General features: G+C 50.8%; 23 protein-coding genes. 21 read left to right on the top strand and 2 right to left on the bottom strand.

The annotated features are described in order from the left end of the window. Positions 1–40: 40 nt before the first annotated feature. The 6 genes from phoU (at position 41) to ccsA (B051_RS0103130) (ending at position 5,983) form a co-directional block, all read left to right on the top strand. Positions 41–748, top strand: coding sequence for a phosphate signaling complex protein PhoU (phoU, locus tag B051_RS0103155; protein ID WP_018476727.1), 708 nt, complete (start codon positions 41–43; stop codon positions 746–748). Between the two features lie 241 nt (positions 749–989). Continuing rightward, positions 990–1,631 (top strand): heme exporter protein CcmB, encoded by a 642-nt coding sequence (locus B051_RS0103150; RefSeq protein ID WP_018476726.1) that lies wholly within the window; start codon positions 990–992, stop codon positions 1,629–1,631. 172 nt (positions 1,632–1,803) lie between these two features. Continuing rightward, positions 1,804–2,469 (top strand): cytochrome c biogenesis protein CcsA, encoded by a 666-nt coding sequence (ccsA, locus tag B051_RS0103145; protein ID WP_018476725.1) that lies wholly within the window; start codon positions 1,804–1,806, stop codon positions 2,467–2,469. Further along, positions 2,456–2,740 carry a CcmD family protein gene (locus B051_RS0103140; RefSeq protein WP_245539566.1) on the top strand — a complete coding sequence of 95 codons (285 nt, stop codon included), beginning with the start codon at positions 2,456–2,458 and terminating at the stop codon, positions 2,738–2,740. Before ccsA (B051_RS0103145) ends, B051_RS0103140 begins: the two co-directional genes overlap by 14 nt. A gap of 128 nt (positions 2,741–2,868) precedes the next feature. After that, entirely contained in the window at positions 2,869–3,294 is a 426-nt protein-coding gene (locus B051_RS0103135; RefSeq protein ID WP_018476723.1) for a cytochrome c maturation protein CcmE domain-containing protein, read from the top strand. Positions 3,295–3,385: 91 nt separating this feature from the next. After that, positions 3,386–5,983 (top strand): cytochrome c biogenesis protein CcsA, encoded by a 2,598-nt coding sequence (gene ccsA, locus B051_RS0103130; RefSeq protein WP_018476722.1) that lies wholly within the window; start codon positions 3,386–3,388, stop codon positions 5,981–5,983. 3 nt (positions 5,984–5,986) lie between these two features. Here ccsA (B051_RS0103130) and B051_RS23030 read toward each other — a convergent pair whose 3' ends face one another. Then, positions 5,987–6,088, bottom strand: coding sequence for a hypothetical protein (locus B051_RS23030; RefSeq protein WP_169336191.1), 102 nt, complete (start codon positions 6,086–6,088; stop codon positions 5,987–5,989). Between B051_RS23030 and B051_RS0103125 the strand changes: the two genes are divergently transcribed. From B051_RS0103125 to B051_RS0103095, 7 genes are all read left to right on the top strand, one after another. After that, positions 6,081–7,280 carry a glycosyltransferase gene (locus B051_RS0103125; protein WP_018476721.1) on the top strand — a complete coding sequence of 400 codons (1,200 nt, stop codon included), beginning with the start codon at positions 6,081–6,083 and terminating at the stop codon, positions 7,278–7,280. The genes B051_RS23030 and B051_RS0103125 overlap by 8 nt on opposite strands. A gap of 3 nt (positions 7,281–7,283) precedes the next feature. Continuing rightward, entirely contained in the window at positions 7,284–8,087 is an 804-nt protein-coding gene (locus tag B051_RS0103120; protein WP_407636254.1) for a Rossmann-like and DUF2520 domain-containing protein, read from the top strand. A 105-nt stretch (positions 8,088–8,192) separates the two neighbouring features. Beyond that, positions 8,193–8,522 (top strand): 2Fe-2S iron-sulfur cluster-binding protein, encoded by a 330-nt coding sequence (locus B051_RS0103115; RefSeq protein WP_018476719.1) that lies wholly within the window; start codon positions 8,193–8,195, stop codon positions 8,520–8,522. 69 nt (positions 8,523–8,591) lie between these two features. Further along, positions 8,592–8,834 carry a Fe-S cluster assembly protein IscX gene (gene iscX / locus B051_RS0103110; protein ID WP_018476718.1) on the top strand — a complete coding sequence of 81 codons (243 nt, stop codon included), beginning with the start codon at positions 8,592–8,594 and terminating at the stop codon, positions 8,832–8,834. Between the two features lie 90 nt (positions 8,835–8,924). Beyond that, positions 8,925–9,422: a KdsC family phosphatase gene (locus tag B051_RS0103105; protein WP_018476717.1), complete on the top strand. Its 498-nt coding sequence runs from the start codon at positions 8,925–8,927 to the stop codon at positions 9,420–9,422. Positions 9,423–9,562: 140 nt separating this feature from the next. Continuing rightward, positions 9,563–9,757 (top strand): cold-shock protein, encoded by a 195-nt coding sequence (locus B051_RS0103100; RefSeq protein ID WP_018476716.1) that lies wholly within the window; start codon positions 9,563–9,565, stop codon positions 9,755–9,757. A gap of 119 nt (positions 9,758–9,876) precedes the next feature. Then, entirely contained in the window at positions 9,877–10,722 is an 846-nt protein-coding gene (locus tag B051_RS0103095; RefSeq protein ID WP_018476715.1) for a geranylgeranylglycerol-phosphate geranylgeranyltransferase, read from the top strand. Positions 10,723–10,793: 71 nt separating this feature from the next. Here the strand turns inward: B051_RS0103095 and B051_RS0103090 are convergent, their stop codons facing one another. Further along, positions 10,794–11,906, bottom strand: coding sequence for a T9SS type A sorting domain-containing protein (locus B051_RS0103090; protein WP_018476714.1), 1,113 nt, complete (start codon positions 11,904–11,906; stop codon positions 10,794–10,796). A 227-nt stretch (positions 11,907–12,133) separates the two neighbouring features. Here B051_RS0103090 and B051_RS0103085 point away from each other — a divergent pair, with 227 nt between their 5' ends. The 8 genes from B051_RS0103085 to purH all read left to right on the top strand — a co-directional run bounded on the left by B051_RS0103085 (position 12,134) and on the right by purH (position 18,344). Then, positions 12,134–12,559 carry a Fur family transcriptional regulator gene (locus tag B051_RS0103085; RefSeq protein ID WP_018476713.1) on the top strand — a complete coding sequence of 142 codons (426 nt, stop codon included), beginning with the start codon at positions 12,134–12,136 and terminating at the stop codon, positions 12,557–12,559. A gap of 69 nt (positions 12,560–12,628) precedes the next feature. After that, positions 12,629–13,138, top strand: coding sequence for a PaaI family thioesterase (locus tag B051_RS0103080; protein WP_018476712.1), 510 nt, complete (start codon positions 12,629–12,631; stop codon positions 13,136–13,138). Between the two features lie 138 nt (positions 13,139–13,276). Beyond that, entirely contained in the window at positions 13,277–14,053 is a 777-nt protein-coding gene (locus B051_RS0103075) for a Type 1 glutamine amidotransferase-like domain-containing protein (RefSeq protein WP_018476711.1), read from the top strand. A 147-nt stretch (positions 14,054–14,200) separates the two neighbouring features. Continuing rightward, positions 14,201–15,007 (top strand): alpha/beta hydrolase family protein, encoded by an 807-nt coding sequence (locus tag B051_RS20785; RefSeq protein WP_083919414.1) that lies wholly within the window; start codon positions 14,201–14,203, stop codon positions 15,005–15,007. 62 nt (positions 15,008–15,069) lie between these two features. After that, on the top strand, positions 15,070–15,576 hold the full coding sequence (locus B051_RS0103065) for a hypothetical protein (RefSeq protein ID WP_018476709.1): 507 nt from the start codon (positions 15,070–15,072) through the stop codon (positions 15,574–15,576). Between the two features lie 86 nt (positions 15,577–15,662). Then, positions 15,663–16,118, top strand: a complete 456-nt coding sequence (locus B051_RS0103060; protein WP_018476708.1) for a DUF1801 domain-containing protein — start codon at positions 15,663–15,665, stop codon at positions 16,116–16,118. An 82-nt stretch (positions 16,119–16,200) separates the two neighbouring features. Beyond that, the gene (purN, locus tag B051_RS0103055; RefSeq protein WP_018476707.1) at positions 16,201–16,806 is read left to right on the top strand and encodes a phosphoribosylglycinamide formyltransferase; all 606 of its coding nucleotides are present in this window, start codon (positions 16,201–16,203) and stop codon (positions 16,804–16,806) included. A gap of 14 nt (positions 16,807–16,820) precedes the next feature. Beyond that, positions 16,821–18,344, top strand: coding sequence for a bifunctional phosphoribosylaminoimidazolecarboxamide formyltransferase/IMP cyclohydrolase (gene purH / locus B051_RS0103050; protein WP_018476706.1), 1,524 nt, complete (start codon positions 16,821–16,823; stop codon positions 18,342–18,344). Positions 18,345–18,603: the final 259 nt, after the last annotated feature.

Below are 18,603 nucleotides of genomic sequence, written 5' to 3'. Positions count from 1 at the left end.
GGTATAGCATACGTATTCAATCTAAACAAGAGACTAGACGATGAGTCATATTGATATAGAACTCGACACCCTCCGGGGAAAGCTCATGGAAATGTGGGACCTGGTGGAGTATCAGCTGCAAAGCGGCCGCGAGGCCATGTTGAACGCCGACCATGATTTGGCGCGCAAGGTGGTGAAGCTGGGCAAGAAGGTGAACAACTACGATGTCAAGATAGACCGCATGTGCGAGAACCTGCTGGCCTTGTATACCCCGGTTGCCGTAGACCTGCGCCTGGTGCTGGCTACCCTGAAAATCAATGCGAATCTGGAGCGCATCGGGGACACGGCAGAGGGCATTTCGATGTACGTTCAGAACCGGGTAGGCACCTACAACCCGGAGATGCTGGATATCACCAGAGCCGTGATTATGTATGACGAGGCCCTGGCAATGTTCCATGACTGCCGCCTAGCCTATATAGCCAATGACACGGACCAGGCACGGGCTATTCTCAAACGCGACAAGATGCTCAACAAGATTTACCGCAAATCAGAGGACATCATAGCCCATTACCTTCGCAACAACCCGGCCAGCATAGAAGAAGGCCTGGCACTACTCTCCATCATCAAGAAGCTGGAGCGCGTTGGTGATCAGGTCACCAACATTTCCGAGGAAATCATCTTCTACCAGGATGCCAAAGTGGTGAAGCACAAGTCGAAGAAGAAAAACAAGGACAAAGAGGACAGAAGCGACGACATGCAGAGCCAGTAGCAGGCTGCTGATTCAGGTATAGAAAGGACAAAGCACGGGCCACGCAGGTTCGTGCTTTGTCTGTTATATGGGAGCAACACAGGCAGGTATAACCAGGACAACCACCAAACTTGAAGCCATGACAGTGGCACTATTGCTGAGAGATGCCGACTGTTCTCAACTAACACTACTTTCCCAACCATTTGTATCGTACCTTTGCGGAAAAATAAGCGAGTTGCTGTTCAAAGAAGTCATATACCTAATGCAGAAGGATTTCCTGCTGGAGTGGCGTCAGAAGTACGCCTTCAACGGCATGCTGCTGTACGTCAGCAGCACGGTGTTCGTCTGCTACCTCAGCTTTGGGCTGCGCTCCAATGTGCTGCAGGTGCCGGTGTGGAACGCCGTTTTCTGGATTATCCTGCTGTTCACGTCAGTGAATGCCATCGCCAAGAGTTTCATGCAGGAGAACCGGGGCAGGCTGCTCTACTTCTACACCATCGTGAGTCCGCAGGGCATCATCCTGGCCAAGATTGTGTACAACGCCTGCCTCATGCTGGTGCTGGCGCTGATATGCTTCGTGTTCTATGCCTTTGTGCTGGGTAACCCGGTGCAGGACGTGCCCATGTTCCTGCTCAGCATTCTGCTTGGGGCCATCGGCTTTTCCACGTCACTCACCATGATTTCAGGTATAGCCTCGAAGGCTGCCAACAGCAGCACCCTGATGGCCGTGCTCAGCTTCCCGGTCATCGTTCCGATGCTGCTCATGCTCATCAAAATGTCTAAAAACGCCCTGGATGGGCTGGACCGGGGCGCCAGCCTCGACGAACTGCTCACTTTGCTTGCCATAAACATGATCGTTGTCACTGTTTCTTATATTTTGTTCCCGTACCTTTGGCGTTCGTAAGCGGGGTACGTCGGCTACAGGCCAACCCAAAGGGCAAGCAACTGAACGACAGAAGAATATCTGCTTTTGCAGGGCAGGTTTGGGACAAATGCAGCAGCAAAACTGTTAGCTATACATAACAAAAGGCAGGCGCGGAAGCTCCATTTGCCTACGGAGTAAGTAAAGAAGGAACATGAAGAAAAACTGGTGGAAAATACTAACCGTGCTGCTGCTGGTCTTTACCGTGGTGGCCGGTATGCTGTCGGAGGTTCCCCGGCTCGCCATCCTCAACGAGACAATCCGCAACCTGTACTTCCACGTGCCCATGTGGTTCGGCATGATTCTGATACTGCTGGTGTCGGTGGCGTACTCTATCCTATACCTGCGCAAGCCCAGTGTAGAGCGTGACATCTATGCCCATGAAGCGGCCAAGGTAGGTATACTCTTCGGCGTGTTGGGCATCGTGACAGGTATGGAATGGGCCAAGTTCACGTGGGGTGAGTACTGGAGCAACGACCCGAAGCAGAACGGCGCAGCCATTGGCCTGCTCATCTACTTTGCTTACCTGGTGCTGCGCAGCTCCTTTGCCGAGCAGCAGCAGCGTGCCCGCATCAGCGCGGTATACAATATCTTCGCCTTTGCGGCCCTTATCCCGCTCCTGTTCATCCTGCCGCGCCTCACCGACTCGCTCCACCCAGGCAATGGCGGCAACCCCGGCTTCAACGCCTATGACCTTGACAGTAGCCTGCGCCTGGTGTTCTACCCGGCCGTGCTGGGCTGGACGCTGCTGGGCTTCTGGATTGTGAATATCAAATCAAGACTGGAAATAATAAGACATCGCTTATATGAGAATGCTTAGAATACTGGCCATCTGCTGCTTTACGCTAACTGCTGCCCTTGGCCTGCAACCGGTTCAGGCACAACCGGGCCAAACGACGGTGGAGTATACTGCTGCACCACAGTCCACCGACATTGAGATGGCTGACGCACTGCGCCAGGATGGCAAGATTTACGTGGTTATTGTAGTGCTGCTGACCGTGCTGGTAGGCGTACTCTTTTACCTCATCGCCCTGGACCGGAAGGTGGGAAAGCTTGAAAAACAGCTGAAAGACGAGTTCGTGAACAGATAGGCTCTCTTGATTCCCCTTACAGGGAAAACAGAAGCAAAAAATGATAAAAATCGCCATTTGCTATGGATTTAAAAGAATCCATAGTGTGTTAGGCTAACAGAAACAGCGTACCTATACCTTCTAAACAGATGAAAAAGTCACATATCATCGGCATCATCGTCATCGCATTGGCCATTGGCATCATCATGACCACGGCCGGCGACGCGAGTACCTATGTTTCGTTCGGCGACGCCATTGAAATGGCCGAAGACGGCAACTCCACCAAGGTACACGTAGTAGGCCGCCTCAAAAAGGACGAGCAGGGCCACATTGTGGGAATGCAATACGACCCTATGCTAGACCCGAACTATTTCGCCTTCACCCTGGTGGATACCAACCGCTTTGAGCAGCGCGTGGTGTATTACAACCCCAAGCCACAGGACTTTGAGCGCTCCGAGCAGGTCGTGATTACCGGCAGCATGCAACAGGATGTGTTCGTGGCTGACAAGATACTCCTCAAGTGCCCATCTAAGTACGTGGAGAAGGAAATTCAACAGAACACAGCAGCATTATAAACAAGTTAAGAGTTGACAGTGAAGAGTTGAAAGTGATGACTCTTACCTGTACAACCCATAGCTTTGAACTTTTAACTTTTAACTATCAGAAATGATTAATACGCTGATTGGAGACGTTGGCCACGCCAGTGTGATTGTAGCCTTTGTAGCGGCCATCGTAGCCTCCTATGCCTATTTCATGGCTTCGCGCAAGCAGACCGAAGAGAGCGGCGACACAAGCTGGCGCACGCTGGCCCGAAGCGCTTTCTACGTGCATGGCTTTGCCGTTTTAGCCATTATATTCTGCCTTTTCAACATCATTTACGAGCACCGCTACGAGTACTATTACGCCTGGAGCCACTCCTCCAACCACTTGCCGGTGCACTACATGATTTCCTGCTTCTGGGAAGGCCAAGAGGGCTCGTTCCTGCTCTGGCTGTTCTGGCACGTGGCCCTTGGCGTGGTGCTGATGAACTCCGGCAAGAAGAACAAGACGTGGGAGGCGCCAGTGATGGCTATTTTCTCCTTCGTGCAAATTTTCATCGCCTCCATGATTCTGGGAGTGGTGATTGGTGACTTCAAACTGGGCTCCTCCCCTTTCATCCTGATGCGCGACTTCATGGCTGACGCACCGGTTTTCAAGATGGACCCGAATTTCGTTCCTACGGATGGCAACGGTTTGAACCCGCTGCTGCAGAACTACTGGATGGTGATTCACCCGCCTACCTTGTTCCTGGGCTATGCGGCCTCGCTTGTTCCGTTTGCTTTTGCTATCGCAGGCCTCTGGAAGGGCAAGTTCACTGAATGGATTCGGCCTGCGCTGCCTTGGTCACATTTCGCGGCCGTGACGCTGGGTATCGGTATCATGATGGGTGCTTATTGGGCCTATGAGACGCTGAACTTCGGTGGCTACTGGAACTGGGACCCGGTGGAGAACGCGGTATACATTCCGTGGCTCGTGCTGGTAGGCGGCATCCATACCATGATTGCCTACCGCCGCAGCAAACAGGGCCTGCGAGCTTCTTTCATCCTTGTTATCACTTCCTTTATCCTGATTCTGTACGCGACCTTCCTAACCCGAAGCGGTATATTGGGTAATGCCTCTGTGCACTCCTTCACCGACCTTGGTCTTTCTGGTCAGCTGTTCACCTACATGGCGGCCTTCACCGTACTGGCCATTGCTTTGCTGGTGTACAACTGGAAGAAGATTCCGGCTACTGATAAAGAGCTTTCGACTTACAATGCTGAGTTCTGGGTATTCATAGGTGCTGCGGTGCTCTGTCTGGCCGCCTTCCAGGTACTGGCCACTACGTCTATACCGGTTTACAATGCCTTCCTGGGCTTCATAGGAATAGAGTCCAACGCGGCCTTGCCAGCTGACCAGATTGCACACTACACCAAGTTCCAGTTGTGGGCTGGTGTGGCCATCGCGATTCTGACAGGTACTGGACAGCTGCTGTGGTGGAAAAAAGCGAACAAGAACAGCTTCAAGGATGCCATAACCATGCCGCTGATGCTGACCCTGCTGTTCTCCAGCTTGGTTATCATCCTGTCCAACAAGTTCGATATTTTCCCTTTCAAACTGGACAACCCGGTATACATCCTGCTGTTTGTGGTATCGCTGTTCGCGGTGTTCGCTAACTTCAGCATTATTCTTGGTCTGCTCCAGAAGAAGATCACGCTCTCCGGTGGGGCCGTGGCGCACATAGGTATAGCGCTGATGCTGATAGGCATTCTGTTCTCTTCCGGCTACTCTAACATCATCTCGCAGAACAACTCGGGTTTGCTTTACTCTCGCGAATTCCCCGATGAGATTAACCGCGACAACATCTTGCTGTGGCGCAACACGCCTGTACAAATGGATAAGTTCAAGGTAAGCTACCGCGGACAGTTCCAAGAAGTGAAAGGCGTGCCGGGTTATGTGAACAAGGAGCTCCTGTTCCAGACCGATGATGCTTACACGGCCATCGCGCGCGGCAAGATTAAGGTTGAGGACAAGGTATACTACGAGACAGGCGATACGCTGGAGCTCATCTCTCCTGAGAACACCTACTATCAGGTCGCTTACGAAAGTCCGGAGGGCGAATTCCTGCTATACCCTAGGGCACAGGTGAACCCGAACATGGGCCTGCTTGCCTCGCCTGACATCAAGCATTTCGTCAACAAGGATTTGTACACGCACGTTTCCACGGTACCAGACCCGAACGAGGAGAAGGACTGGGGCGAGCTGCAGGAGTATGAGGTGATGGCCGGTGACACCATCGTTCTAAACGACTACATCGCGATTTTCAACGGCATTGAGCAGATTGAGCAGGTGCCTGGCGTGCAGATGGCTGAGGGTGACGTGGCAGTGCAAGCAGCCATGAAGATTCTGGGCGAGCGCAAAGAGTACCACGCCCACCCTGTGCTCATGATAAAGGACCAAATGATGGGCCGTGTACCCGAAGTCATTGAGGATTTGGGCGTACGCATCACCTTCCTGAACATTGACACGGAGAACCACCGCTTCAAAATCGGGGTGAATGTGACGCAGAAGGACTACATCATCCTGAAGGCCATGGAGAAGCCATTCGTAAACATCCTCTGGATAGGCACCATCATTATGTCTATCGGCTTTGTGATGGCCATCGTGCGCCGCAACCAAGAAGGCAGCGGCGGTGAAGGCCGAGCGCCTAAAGCCAAAAAGGAGAGAAAGGCGCAGGTGGCATAAAAGTCAATCACACATTTTACATGTTACAAAAAGGGCAGGCTTGTTTTGAGCCTGCCTTTTTTGTAACATGTAAAATGTAGCAGTTATCTTAGATTTTATGAACACTTTTATAATACCATCTTGGTACCCTAGTAGAGACGAGCCTTATACAGGAATATTTTTCCTTGAACAGGCCCAAGCTATGGCTCATGTTTTCCCGGATTCAAATTTTGCTATTAGCACATGGGGTACACATAACCATGACTTATTGCTAGAGGCCAAAGACCATATTAAAAATGCTGCTAAACTCTTTAAGTTTTTTTTCAAAAAAGCTGCTGTAAGTAAATTGAACAAAAACTTGATTGAATATTATACGCCAGCCCTTACGTGGTCGAGAGCAATCTTAAATGGCAACATCTCTACTATTATTAATGTAAATAGGAAACATTTCTTAGATTTCCAGTTGAAATATGGTAAGGTCGACATAATCCATGCCCACAGTGCGTATCCAGCTGGTTGGGCAGCTATGGCGCTTGCAGAAGAATTTAACCTGCCTTTTATAATCACTGAGCATATGGCTCCATTTCCATTCCCATCTTTTTTAACCAGAGACAACAAGATAAGCCCTTATTTACTAAAGCCTTTTCACAAAGCTGCCTTTAATGTTGTAGTGAGCCCGCAGCAAGAAACGACAATGTCAAAATGGGGTATCCCTAAAATGAAGGTTATTCCAAACCTTACCAATGAAGACTTTTTTGTACCCAGAGCAAAAGGTAACCCAAGTGAGAACTTCGTATTTGTATCATTAGCAATTTTGGAAGAAAGAAAAGGTATAAAGTATTTATTACATGCCTTTCAAAAACTCCTTCAAAAATACCCAAACTGCCTTCTGAAAATCGGTGGGGATGGACCACAGAGAGATGAATACAAAATTCTGGCTAGGAAGTTAGATATTAAGGACGAGGTGTCATGGCTCGGCAGGCTAAACAGAAATGAGGTAGTGTATGAGTTACAAAATTGTGACGCCTTTGTGTTACCGAGTCTGCATGAGAACCTTCCGCTTTCGTTGATAGAAGCTATTGCTTGCGGAAAACCACTTATTAGCACATATAGTGGTGGCTCTGAGAGTATCATTAATAAATCAAATGGCTTGATAGTGAAGCCAGCTGATGTAGAGGCTCTACATCAGGCGATGGAAGATATGGTTCTAAATCATGATAAATATGATGCTGATAAAATCAGAGCGGACTTCTTCAAAAGGTATTCGAGACAGGCTGTATGTGTACAAATAATGGATTTGTATAAAGGATCAATCTAACCAATCCAAAGCCCAACCATGAAAATAGCTTTAATCGGAGCCGGTAACGTAGCCTGGCACCTGGCGCAGGCGCTGCAGGAGGCGGGGCATGAGGTGGTGGCTGTGTACAGCCGCACAGCCGCACACAGCGAGGAGCTAGCCCATCGGTTACCTGGCGCTATACCTCTTGCGTCGCTTGACCTAAGCGGCTCCCAGGCAGAGCTTATCCTGATGGCCGTGCCAGATGCAGCGCTGGCGGGAGTCGCCCATACCTTACAAGTACCTGCCGGAGCCATTGTGGCCCATACCTCCGGATCGCAGCCGCTTGCTGTTCTGCAAGGTATACCGGGAGCCAGAACTGGCGTGTTCTACCCGCTTCAGACTTTCTCCAAATCGAAACAAATGAATTTCTCTGTCGTGCCAGTGCTCTTGGAGGCGGAGGATGAGCAGACGCTGCGCACGCTGCAGGGAGTAGCAGCAAGCATTACAGGCGAGGTGCATGTCGTGGATTCAGATAAGCGGAAGCAGCTCCATCTGGCGGCTGTGTTCGCCTGCAACTTCACCAACCATTTGCTGGGCATCAGCCAGCGTATCCTGCAACAGGCAGAGCTGCCCCGCACACTGCTGCAGCCCCTCATCCGCGAGACGATAGACAAGGCAGAGAAGCACCCTCCCTTCCAGGTGCAGACGGGGCCGGCCGTGCGCCACGACCAGAACGTGATACAGGAGCACTTGCGCATGCTGCAGCAACACCCTGCCTACCAGGAGCTATACCTCCAACTCACTCAGAGCATCCAGCAGCAGGCCAGTGACAATACATCAGAATAACCTATTTACGCGTATTCATGTTCTTATCTCAGGCAAGGTATAAACTACCGGGTTTTGTTTCGGGGGGCAGGTTTCATAACTTTGCACCGTAAATTCGACTGAGAAATGAAAATCGTAAATATAACATTCAAGTTTGTTGATGGCTCGCCAGACCAGGTGCTTCCCGCGGTAGAGGGAGAATCGGTGCTGGATGTGGCTCTGAACAACGATATAAAGCTGCAGCACAACTGCGGTGGCGTGTGCGGTTGCAGCACCTGCCATGTGTACATAGAGGCGGGCATGGATGACCTGCCGGAGATATCCGACAAAGAGGAGGATTACATTGACCGTGCCGTTGACCCGCGCATCAACTCCCGCCTGGGTTGCCAGTGCGTGGTGCAGGGCAACGAAGACATTGTAGTCACCATACCGGAGCAGGACTTTCTGGGCCATTAACTGCCTGCAGTTATACCTCCTGCATGAAGCAGCTAACCGATAATTGTTTACTGATAACTGAAAAGATATATGGATAAGAACTATGAGCCGCCCATACACTGGGGCGACCACGAAGACATAGCGATGGCGCTGTACGAGAAGTTCGGCGATGATTTCACCGAGTCCAAGATTTACAGAATCCGTTTCACAGAGCTGCTGGATTGGGTGCTGTCGCTCCCGAATTTTGCCGGCACACGCGAGCAGGCGAATGAAGGCCACTTGGAGCAGATACAGGCTGCTTGGGTGTACGAGTGGCGCGACAACCAGGATTAAGGCGATATTGCCACAATTTATTCGTAATATTAATTTATTTCTATATTTTTAAAGGTCCTTTCCGTGGAGAGGGCCTTTTTGTTTACCGCTATGTCAATCACTCAACCAGACCTGACCCGCATCAACACGTTCGTATTTGACGTGGACGGTGTACTTACCGATGGCACCCTGTACGTTTTCGCGGACGGCGAGAAGGTAAGGGCGTTCAATATAAAAGACGGCTTTGCCATCAAGCATGCTATCCGGCAGGGTTACCGGGTGGCCATCATCTCGGGCAAGAACGAGCCGGGCGTACGGGTACGGCTGGAGGAACTGGAGATTGAGGACATCTTCCTGGGCGCCGAGGACAAAGTTGAGGTCTTTGAGGACTACATTTACATGCAGGGCGTGCATCCGGCTACCGTGGCCTACATGGGCGACGACATGCCTGATTTGGAGGTGATGCAGCGCTGCGGTCTCAAAGCCTGCCCCGCCGACGCAGCAGATGACATCAAGGAGATATGCACGTTCATCTCCACAAAAGACGGGGGTAAGGGCGCTGTGCGGGAGCTGATTGAGAAGATTATGAAGGCACAGGATACGTGGTAGTCACTGGGAGTTTAGGTGTAAATACTTATTATACTTTTCTATTATAAAATATCAAATTTTTTCCAAATAATTATTTGGATATATATAATTTTTTTTTAATCTTACAGTCAGTTTATTCAAAATTATTTATTTTCATTTTTATGAAGACAGGAAAAGTAAAGTTCTTTATTGAGTCAAAAGGCTTTGGTTTCATCACTGAAGACGAAACAAATGAGGATTTCTTCGTGCATGTAACTGGTCTGAACGGTGTTCAAATACAGCAGCACGACCGAGTAGCTTTCGATACCCAGGAAGGCAAAAAAGGAATCAATGCGGTAAACGTGCAGAGAATCTGATTCTACCACTACACCGCTACAGAAAAACCCCTTCGCGCAAGGGGTTTTTTTATGCGCTTTGGTTTGCCGGCGGACTTCCCTGCTGTAATTTTACGGTAGCTATACCTTACCCCCCTGCCTTGAAAGAGTTTCTATACCTGATACGCTTCCCTAACTTGCTGCTGGTTATGCTAAGCCAGGCACTGGTGCAGGCCAGCCTGCTCAGCCCAAGCATTGACTGGAGCCGCGTGTTGGAACAGGGTTTTCTGCTGCTCACCCTCTCCACCGTCTGCGTGGCCGCAGCCGGCTACATCATCAACGATTACTACGACATCAAGATAGACGCCATCAACAAGCCGGAGCGCGTGGTGGTGGGAAAAACAATCCGCAGGCGCCCTGCCATGTTCACGCACATGGTGCTCTCATTTATAGGTATAGCTCTGGGCCTGTGGCTGGCTGTTCCGGTGGGGTTGATTAACCTGGGGGCAGTGCTGCTGCTATGGGGTTACTCTGCCCGGCTCAAGAAGATAATGCTCATCGGCAATGTGGTCATTGCGCTCCTTTCAGCGTCCATGCTACTGGTGGTGGCTGTCTATGCCGACACGCTGAACAAAATCACCATCAGTTATGCCGTCTTCGCCTTTTTGATTTCGCTGATTCGGGAGATTATAAAGGATGTAGAGGACGTGAAAGGCGATGAATCCTTTGATTGTCGCACCCTGCCGATTGTGGTGGGACTGCGCAAGACGAAGTACGTGCTATACCCCATCATTGCCGCTTTCCAGGCGTTTCTGCTCCTGGTGGTTTTTCACCCGGTCACCACAACAGGATTTGATGTGTACATGCTGGCGCTGGTGCTGCTCCCCAGCGTTTGGTTGGTCATCCGGTTAGTACGTGCCGACCGCAAGCGCGATTTCACGTACCTGAGCAACGTCTGCAAAGTGATTATGCTGTGCGGCATCCTGTCGATGCTGCTAATGAACTGAGCTATACCTATGAATACAGGCTGATCCGGCGCTTGCCAGACCAGCCTGCTTGCTTAGGTATGCATGGGCCGCTATTGCACGATAAATCGTCCGCTGGCCACCTCCGTATCTTTGATGACCTTGATGAAGTACAGCCCCCTGGCGAAGCCCGCTGTGCTGAGGCGGTTGTAGCCGCTCACTCTGTCTGCCGTCAGCATGGTCCTGCCCAGCGCATCCAGTACCTGCACCTGCGCGTCGTATACCTGGCCCAACTCTAGCACCACGTAGCCGTTGGTCACCATTGTTGGGTATACCTTCACCTGTTCGTCTCCTAGCTGGTCGTCTATACCTGCTACGTTGAGCACCGAGGCCACTTCCTCACGGGTAGCCAATACGCTGTTATCTGCGCGCCTGACAATCTCCAGTTTGTAGCCATAGTTCACGGCATCGGCAAAGTTCGCCCGGAAGGTCAGGGTCTGGTCGGTTAAGGGGAAGCCTGCCTCTGGCCCGTAGCTGGCCACGCCCTGCTGGTTGAACGCCAGGGGTTTGAACTGCTGTCCGTCCTGGTACTGCAAGGCGACTCTGCTGGCCTGGGCGGGGTTGTTCAGCGTCATCCGAAGGTATACCGGTGTGTTGGCGGCAGTCTCCCCTCTCCTCAGCACCACGTCAAATTCTGTGTCAGCTCCTTTCACCAGGGTTGGGTTTAGGTTGAGTGAGCTACGGATGCTGGCAGGCAGCGTGGTGGCCACCACCACCGACTCCGAGACCGGCGAGATGGGGTTGAGGTCGGCCCGCAACAGGTCAAAGGTATAGCGGTAAGTGCCGGGTTCAGACACCGTGATGCGCAGGTATACCGTTGTGTCCTGCAGCTCTAGGAACTCCTCCGGGTCACCCAGTATGGCCACGCCCTCTTCGTCAAAGGCGGCCTCTACAAAGTCAGGGGCATCGGGGTTCAGGTTGTACTCCAGCGCAATGAGGTTGCGTTGCGCCGGGTCGTTCAGCCGCATCCTGATTTGCACGGGTTCGTCAGACCTGTCGAAGGCCCTTACAAACAGGTTGAACACTTCAGGTGTGTTTACCTTGATGGTTTCGATGTTGTCGAGGGTGCTGTCCAAAGTAGGCTCCCGCACGGCCTGCGCCCACACAGCCTGCTGGCACAGCATCAACACCAAAATAATAGAGAATGCGCGTAAATATGTTTTCATGAAGTATAGGTTAATTTGAATGGAACAATTGGAGGTACAGCTCTTTACCTGAAAATGTTTTACGAATCTGAATACCTGACAGCCTCTCCACATGACAGCTCTTTTCAACATCAAAGCTTGTGATGTCACCCCTTACGGATGCATTCTTTTTACAGCCTGTGTTCGCGCCTTTGTGTACTATTGCTATATTTGTTGGTTTGATGCCCTGCACTCCCTGACAAACCTATATGAACAAACTTCACCAAATCATACACAAGTATGGCCTGCGCAAGACCAATTGCCGCACCGATGTCCTGAACCTGTTCCTGGAGAACAAGCACGCCCTGGCGCACGCTGCCATCGAGCAGCAGCTGGGCAAGCAGTACGACCGCGTCACGCTATACCGCACGCTGCACTCTTTCGAGGAGAAGGGTCTGCTGCACAGCATCAACGATGGAAGCGGCGCCGTGAAATACGCCCTGTGCAAAGAGGCTTGTAACCAGCACCAGCACCACGACAACCACATCCATTTCAGCTGCACCTCCTGCGGACAGACTTACTGCATCAACGAGGTACACATACCGGCGCTGCGCATGCCGGCGGGGTACCAGGTCAGGGAGCTGCACTTTTCGGCGCAGGGCATCTGCAGCAGTTGCTCTAAGGCACAGAAGTAAGGCAGCAGCAGAACCTGACCCTGACATACAGCCGTAGCTTTAACTTGAACAGGTACTAAACCCAACGCCATGCCTTCCGTGAAACCACAATCCGCAGAGCAGTTTCTGAAACTCGCCTCCTCCCCCAACAAGCTGCGCCTCTTCATGCTGGCTAAACTACCCATGGCTTACCTGGCTGGCTTGCGGGTGGCCGCTATTTCACAGGAGCGTGCCGTGGTGACCATACCTTACAAGTACCTGAACAAGAACCCTTTCAACTCCATTTACTTCGCCTGCCTGAGCATGGCTGCCGAGCTCTCCACAGGCCTGCTGTGCATGGCCCAGACTTATCAAGCCGACCCGGCCGTGTCGATGCTGGTGGTGCACATGGAAGGGAGCTTCACGAAAAAGGCAGTGGGTACGATATCCTTCCGTTGCGAAGACGGCGCACGCATCAAAGCCGCTGCTGACCAGACTAAGGCTACCGGCGAAGGTGTGACGGTAGTAGCCACGAGCACAGGTATAGATGAGAGCGGAGACCAGGTGGCGGAGTTCCGGTTTACGTGGTCGCTCAAGGCGAAGCGGAAATCGATGGCTTAGTTTTGGGACTCTTTTCGGTAGAATTCATATAGAACTTCTTATATTTAACATAAAGCAAACTCCTGCTAGCCGCCAGATTTGTGTGTATAGCAGGAGTAGAGTTCCGTTTATCCAGTAGTTAGCTGAAAGCTATAAAACATGAGAAGAAGAGATTTTTTAAGAAATACAACAGTTGCAACCGTTAGCTTTTCCATCGTTGGTAATATAGAGTTGTTTGCACAGAAAAAGGAAGTAAGGAAGATATTTCTAACTGGCGGAGGGTATGACCTTAAAACTATCAATTACCTTATTTCCCTTACAGGAAAAGAAAATCCTAAAATATGTTTCTTGCCTACTCCTATGGGAGACAGCGAAGCTTACATCAACAAATGGTTTGAAATAGCGAAAGAACTTCCGATACAACCTTTTGTGCAGAAAGTCTTTGTGACGAGTGCAGAGCAAAAAGCACCTTTCGAAGAAACGTTGTTACAAATGGATGCTATTCTAGTAACAGGCGGCAATACATTGAACGCTTTAGCATTATGGAAAGTCCATGGCATTGACATCATTCTGAAGAAAGCTTGGGAGAAAGGAATAGTTTTATCAGGACCAAGCGCAGGGGCAATTTGTTGGTTTGAAGAGGGGCTTTCTGATTCCAGGCCGGAGAATTATACTGCTGTGAAAGGATTAGGATTCTTGAAAGGAAGTAACTGTCCTCACTACCATACTGAAGCAGAGAGGCGTCCTTTATACTTAAAAATGATTGAAGAAGGCAAGTTGCTTCCAGGTTATGCTTGTGATGAAACAGCCGGTCTTTACTTTGAAGGCACCCAGTTGAGAAGAGTTATTACTCAAAATAAAGCAGACAAAGCTTACAAGATAAATGTAAGTAAAGGTAAAGTGGTAGAGACAGCCTTAGAGCCTGAACTAATTTAGACATAAACGCCAGCTAACAACTGCTAATTGCTATGGCTGTAATTTATAAAAGGTAATCCAATGAAGCTTTACACTTGTCGGTAGAATATTACTTCTAAGTCTGCCACAGCAATTAGCCTAATCCGTTAGCCTTAATGCCAACCAAAAATGAAAAACATTCTCTTAGCATTTGTTTTACTGTTTTCCCTCGACTGTTATGCTATCAGGCCAGTTAGAGAGTACATAACTACACCAGACAGCTTGGGGATGAGTTATGAGCAGCAGGTGGTAAAAACACCTGATGGGTACGAGATAAACACATGGTATATTAAGCCAGTTACCTCGAAAGACAATAAGACGACATTGGTGCTGTCTTATGCAGATGGCGGCAACATGTCCTACTGGCTTTACCACATTAAATCGCTGACAGAAAGCGGCTACACCGTGGTTGCCTTTGACTACAGGGGATTTGGCAAAAGCTCAGACTTTGAGATAAACCCGCTCAACCTCTACTACAATGAATTTGCCACTGACCTTCAATCCGTGTTGAGATGGACGAAAAAGAACATCCAAGGAAACAAAACTGGTGTGCTGGCTTTCTCGATGGGTACCATCGTCGCAACCCTTGCCCTGCAGCAGGAGAAAGCGGATTTCCTGATAGGGGAAGGATATGTATATGCCCCTAGTGCCTACGTGGAAAAAATAAAGGCACTGAAGGACAGGGATATCATCTTGCCAAAGGGTGCCGACAACTATGACTCGCAACTGAAAAGAATAAAGTGCAGCATGCTCCTCGTGGCGGGTGAAAAAGACGAATTCACTACAGTGGAAGAGAGCGAGAAGATTGCCCTGCAAAGGCGTAACAGAGAAACCTTAAAGCACAGCGGCAACCATACAGAAGGGTTTATAACAATGACCAAAGACAGCTTCGGTGATATGTATATTAAAGAACTAATTAGGTTCACCCAAAAGTAAAAAGCACTAGAAGGAAACAATACCTATAGCGCATGAATGTGCCTTAGCCACAATTTATAAACATGAAGAACCTAATTCTCCTTATATCATTCATCGCACTATCTAATTACTCAATGGCACAGGGGTGCGGCCTAGTAAGCGTTACAAAGGACAAAAAGACAGGTATTGAAACTAAAGGTGGCGTAGTAAATTCAAAAGACTTTTACAGTCTCCTCATTCAAAAGGCCATTGATAAAAACTCCAGCAGTAGCTCTCCAAAATATGTGCTCTCGCTCCATGCGGCTTCTCGTGATATGCTCCCAGACAGTATGCTTTTATCTATGGGAAAGTTCGAGCTTCTAATGGCTGACGGAAACGAACTGATTTTGGAGAATGCAACATGCTTTAACGACCCTTTGGGGCTTGGAGCTTCTATAGGATTTCAGGTTGAAGTAACAGAGAATCAAATTAGGGAGATATTGAACCAACCCATCAAAAAAGTAAAAGTGTTTGAAATTCTAGAAACTGAGTTTGCCCCAAGTAAACAAAAGCAGCAGCAGAAGCTAGTTCATTGTCTAGTAAACGAATAAAATAACTATGGCTAACCCTGCACAGGCTCTATACTCAGCAACGCCTCATACACCTTATGTACAAACCGTTATAACACCACTACCCCATGCAATCAACCGCCACAACACCCGAGCTATACCTGACTGAACTCCCCGAAGACCGCCAACAGGCGATGCACTCCCTGCGGAACGTCATTCTGCAAAACCTTCCCACGGGCTTTGAGGAAGTGATGAGCTACGGCATGCTAGGCTACGTGGTGCCGCACACGCTATACCCTGCCGGCTACCACTGCGACCCCAAACTGCCGCTGCCCTTCCTGAGCATCGCCTCCCAGAAAAATTTCATCGCCGTCTACCACATGGGTCTCTACGCCGATGAGGAACTGCTCAACTGGTTCCAAGGGGAATACCCCAGGTATAGCAAAGCCAAGCTCGACATGGGCAAAAGCTGCATCCGCTTCAAGAAACCGGAGCAGGTGCCGCTGGCCCTTATCGGAGAACTGGCCTCCAAGATGACGCCGCAGGCTTGGATAGACCTCTACACCACGACCTTCAGGCGGTAGATTCCTATACCTTTTCCGCGCGCCATGCTGGCTTCTACGGCCAAACCCGCTATATTTGCGGCTGCAATACATACCTATACCTTTGGCACCAGCAGATAAAAAGAATATAGTCATTTTTGCTTCGGGCTCAGGCAGCAACGCCCAGCGCCTGATGGAGTGCTTCGAGCACCACCCCCACATCCGTGTGGCCGCCCTGTTCGCCAACAACCCGAAAGCGTATGCCCTTAAACGAGCCGAGACCTTCCACGTCCCGGCTTTTTTGTTTTCCCGCGACGAGTTCTATAATACCAATGAAGTCCTGGAGCAGGTACAGTCTTTCCGGCCCGACCTCATCGTGCTGGCCGGTTTCCTGTGGCTCGTGCCTCAGAACTTCCTGCAGGCTTTCCCGGACCGTATCATTAACATACACCCGGCCCTGCTGCCCCAGTATGGCGGCAAAGGCATGCACGGCCTCAATGTGCACACGGCTGTCGTATCGGCCGGCGACCAGGAATCCGGCATCACCATTCACCGCGTGAACGAGGAGTACGACAAGGGTGAGTTCATACTGCAGGAGCGCTGCCCGGTACATCCCGGCGATACACCCGAGGACCTGGCCACCCGCGTGCTGCAATTGGAGCATAAATACCTGCCAGAAGTGGTAGAAAAACTACTGACGTTGAAAGATAATCCCATCAATCCATCATAACCGTTACCGCACCTATGCAATCCGTTAAAATCAAATCCGCACTCATCTCGGTTTACTACAAAGACCGCCTGGAGCCACTGGTTGAGCTCTTGAAGCAGCACAACGTGACTATCTACTCCACTGGCGGCACGCAGGCCTTCCTGGAGGAGCAGGGCGCCGAGGTAGTGGCCGTGGAAGACCTGACCGCCTATCCGTCCATCTTCGGAGGCCGTGTGAAGACTTTGCACCCCAAGGTGTTCGGGGGCATCCTGCACCGTCGCGCCAACGAGAGCGACCTGGCAGAACGCGAGCAGTACGAAATCCCGCCGATTGACCTGGTGGTGGTGGACCTGTACCCATTTGAGGAGACCGTGGCATCAGGCGCTTCGGAAGCGGATGTGATTGAGAAGATTGACATCGGCGGCATTTCTTTGATAAGAGCGGCGGCCAAGAACTTCCAGGATGTGCTCATCGTGTCGTCGCGCGAGCAATACGATGAGGTAGTAGAACTGCTACAATCGAAAGACGGTGCCACGGAGCTGGCGGACCGCAAGCGCTTCGCGGCTAAGGCATTTGATGTGTCCTCGCACTACGACACACACATTTTCAACTACCTGAACCAGGACCAGGCTATACCTGCCTTCAAGCAGAGCGTGCGCGAGGCTACCCCGCTGCGCTACGGCGAGAACCCGCACCAGCAGGGCACTTTCTACGGCAAGCTAGAGGACCTGTTCGAGCAGCTTAACGGCAAGCAGCTCTCCTATAACAACCTGGTGGACGTGGACGCGGCCGTGGCCCTGTGCGCTGAGTTCGAGGAGCCGGCAGTAGCCATACTCAAGCACACCAACGCCTGCGGTTGCGCCACCGGCGAGAACATCAAAGAGGCCTACCTGAACGCGCTTTCAACTGACCCGGTATCCGCCTTCGGAGGTGTGATTATCGCCAACAGGGCCATTGACTTGGGCACTGCCGAAGAGCTGAACAAGCTGTTCTTCGAGGTATTGATAGCGCCGGAGTTCGACGCTGACGCGCTGGAGCTACTGCGCTCCAAGAAAAACCGCATCCTGCTGAAGCAAAAGCCGGTGGAGCTAGCTAAGAAACAGTTCAAGACTTTGCTCAACGGCGTGATTGAGCAGGACAAAGACCTGAAGACCGAGACAGAAGCCGACTTCACTACCGCCACCAAACGTGTGCCATCTGCCGCAGAGAACAAGGCGCTGGTGTTCGCTGCCAAGGTATGCAAACACACCAAGTCCAACACCATCATACTGGCTACGGACAAGATGATGATTTCCAGTGGCGTGGGTCAGACTTCCCGTGTGGACGCTCTGCGCCAGGCCATTGAAAAAGCCAGGAGCTTCGGCTTCGACCTGAGCAACACCGTGATGGCTTCTGACGCTTTCTTCCCCTTCCCAGATTGCGTAGAGATTGCCGACCAGGCAGGCATCAAAGCCGTGGTGCAGCCAGGTGGCTCCATCAAGGACCAGGATTCCATCGCCTACTGCGATGCCCACAACATGGCTATGGTCATGACCGGCGTGCGCCATTTCAAGCACTAAGGTATAGCTACTCAACCAGCAAGCCTCACCCCATCCGGGTGGGGCTTTTTTATGGATTATCCAATGCCACCCCGCCGTTTGGACCTGTCCCGAAACTTTCTGAAAAGCTTTATAAAAAAATCAACGGGTCAATTTTATGCCTGCGAAGGCGTTATCAGGAGCAGCAGGGAGAAATTGTATGGAATATGGCTCAGAAAAAGATTGAAAACTTCTGCGTCTTCTGCACGGGCATTATTAATTCCGCTGAAAATCACTAATT

This window comes from Pontibacter roseus DSM 17521 (assembly GCF_000373265.1).
Classification (GTDB): Bacteria; Bacteroidota; Bacteroidia; order Cytophagales; family Hymenobacteraceae; genus Pontibacter; species Pontibacter roseus.
Note: the sequence above shows the minus strand (reverse complement) of the source record. Positions and strands in the feature narration are given on the sequence as shown.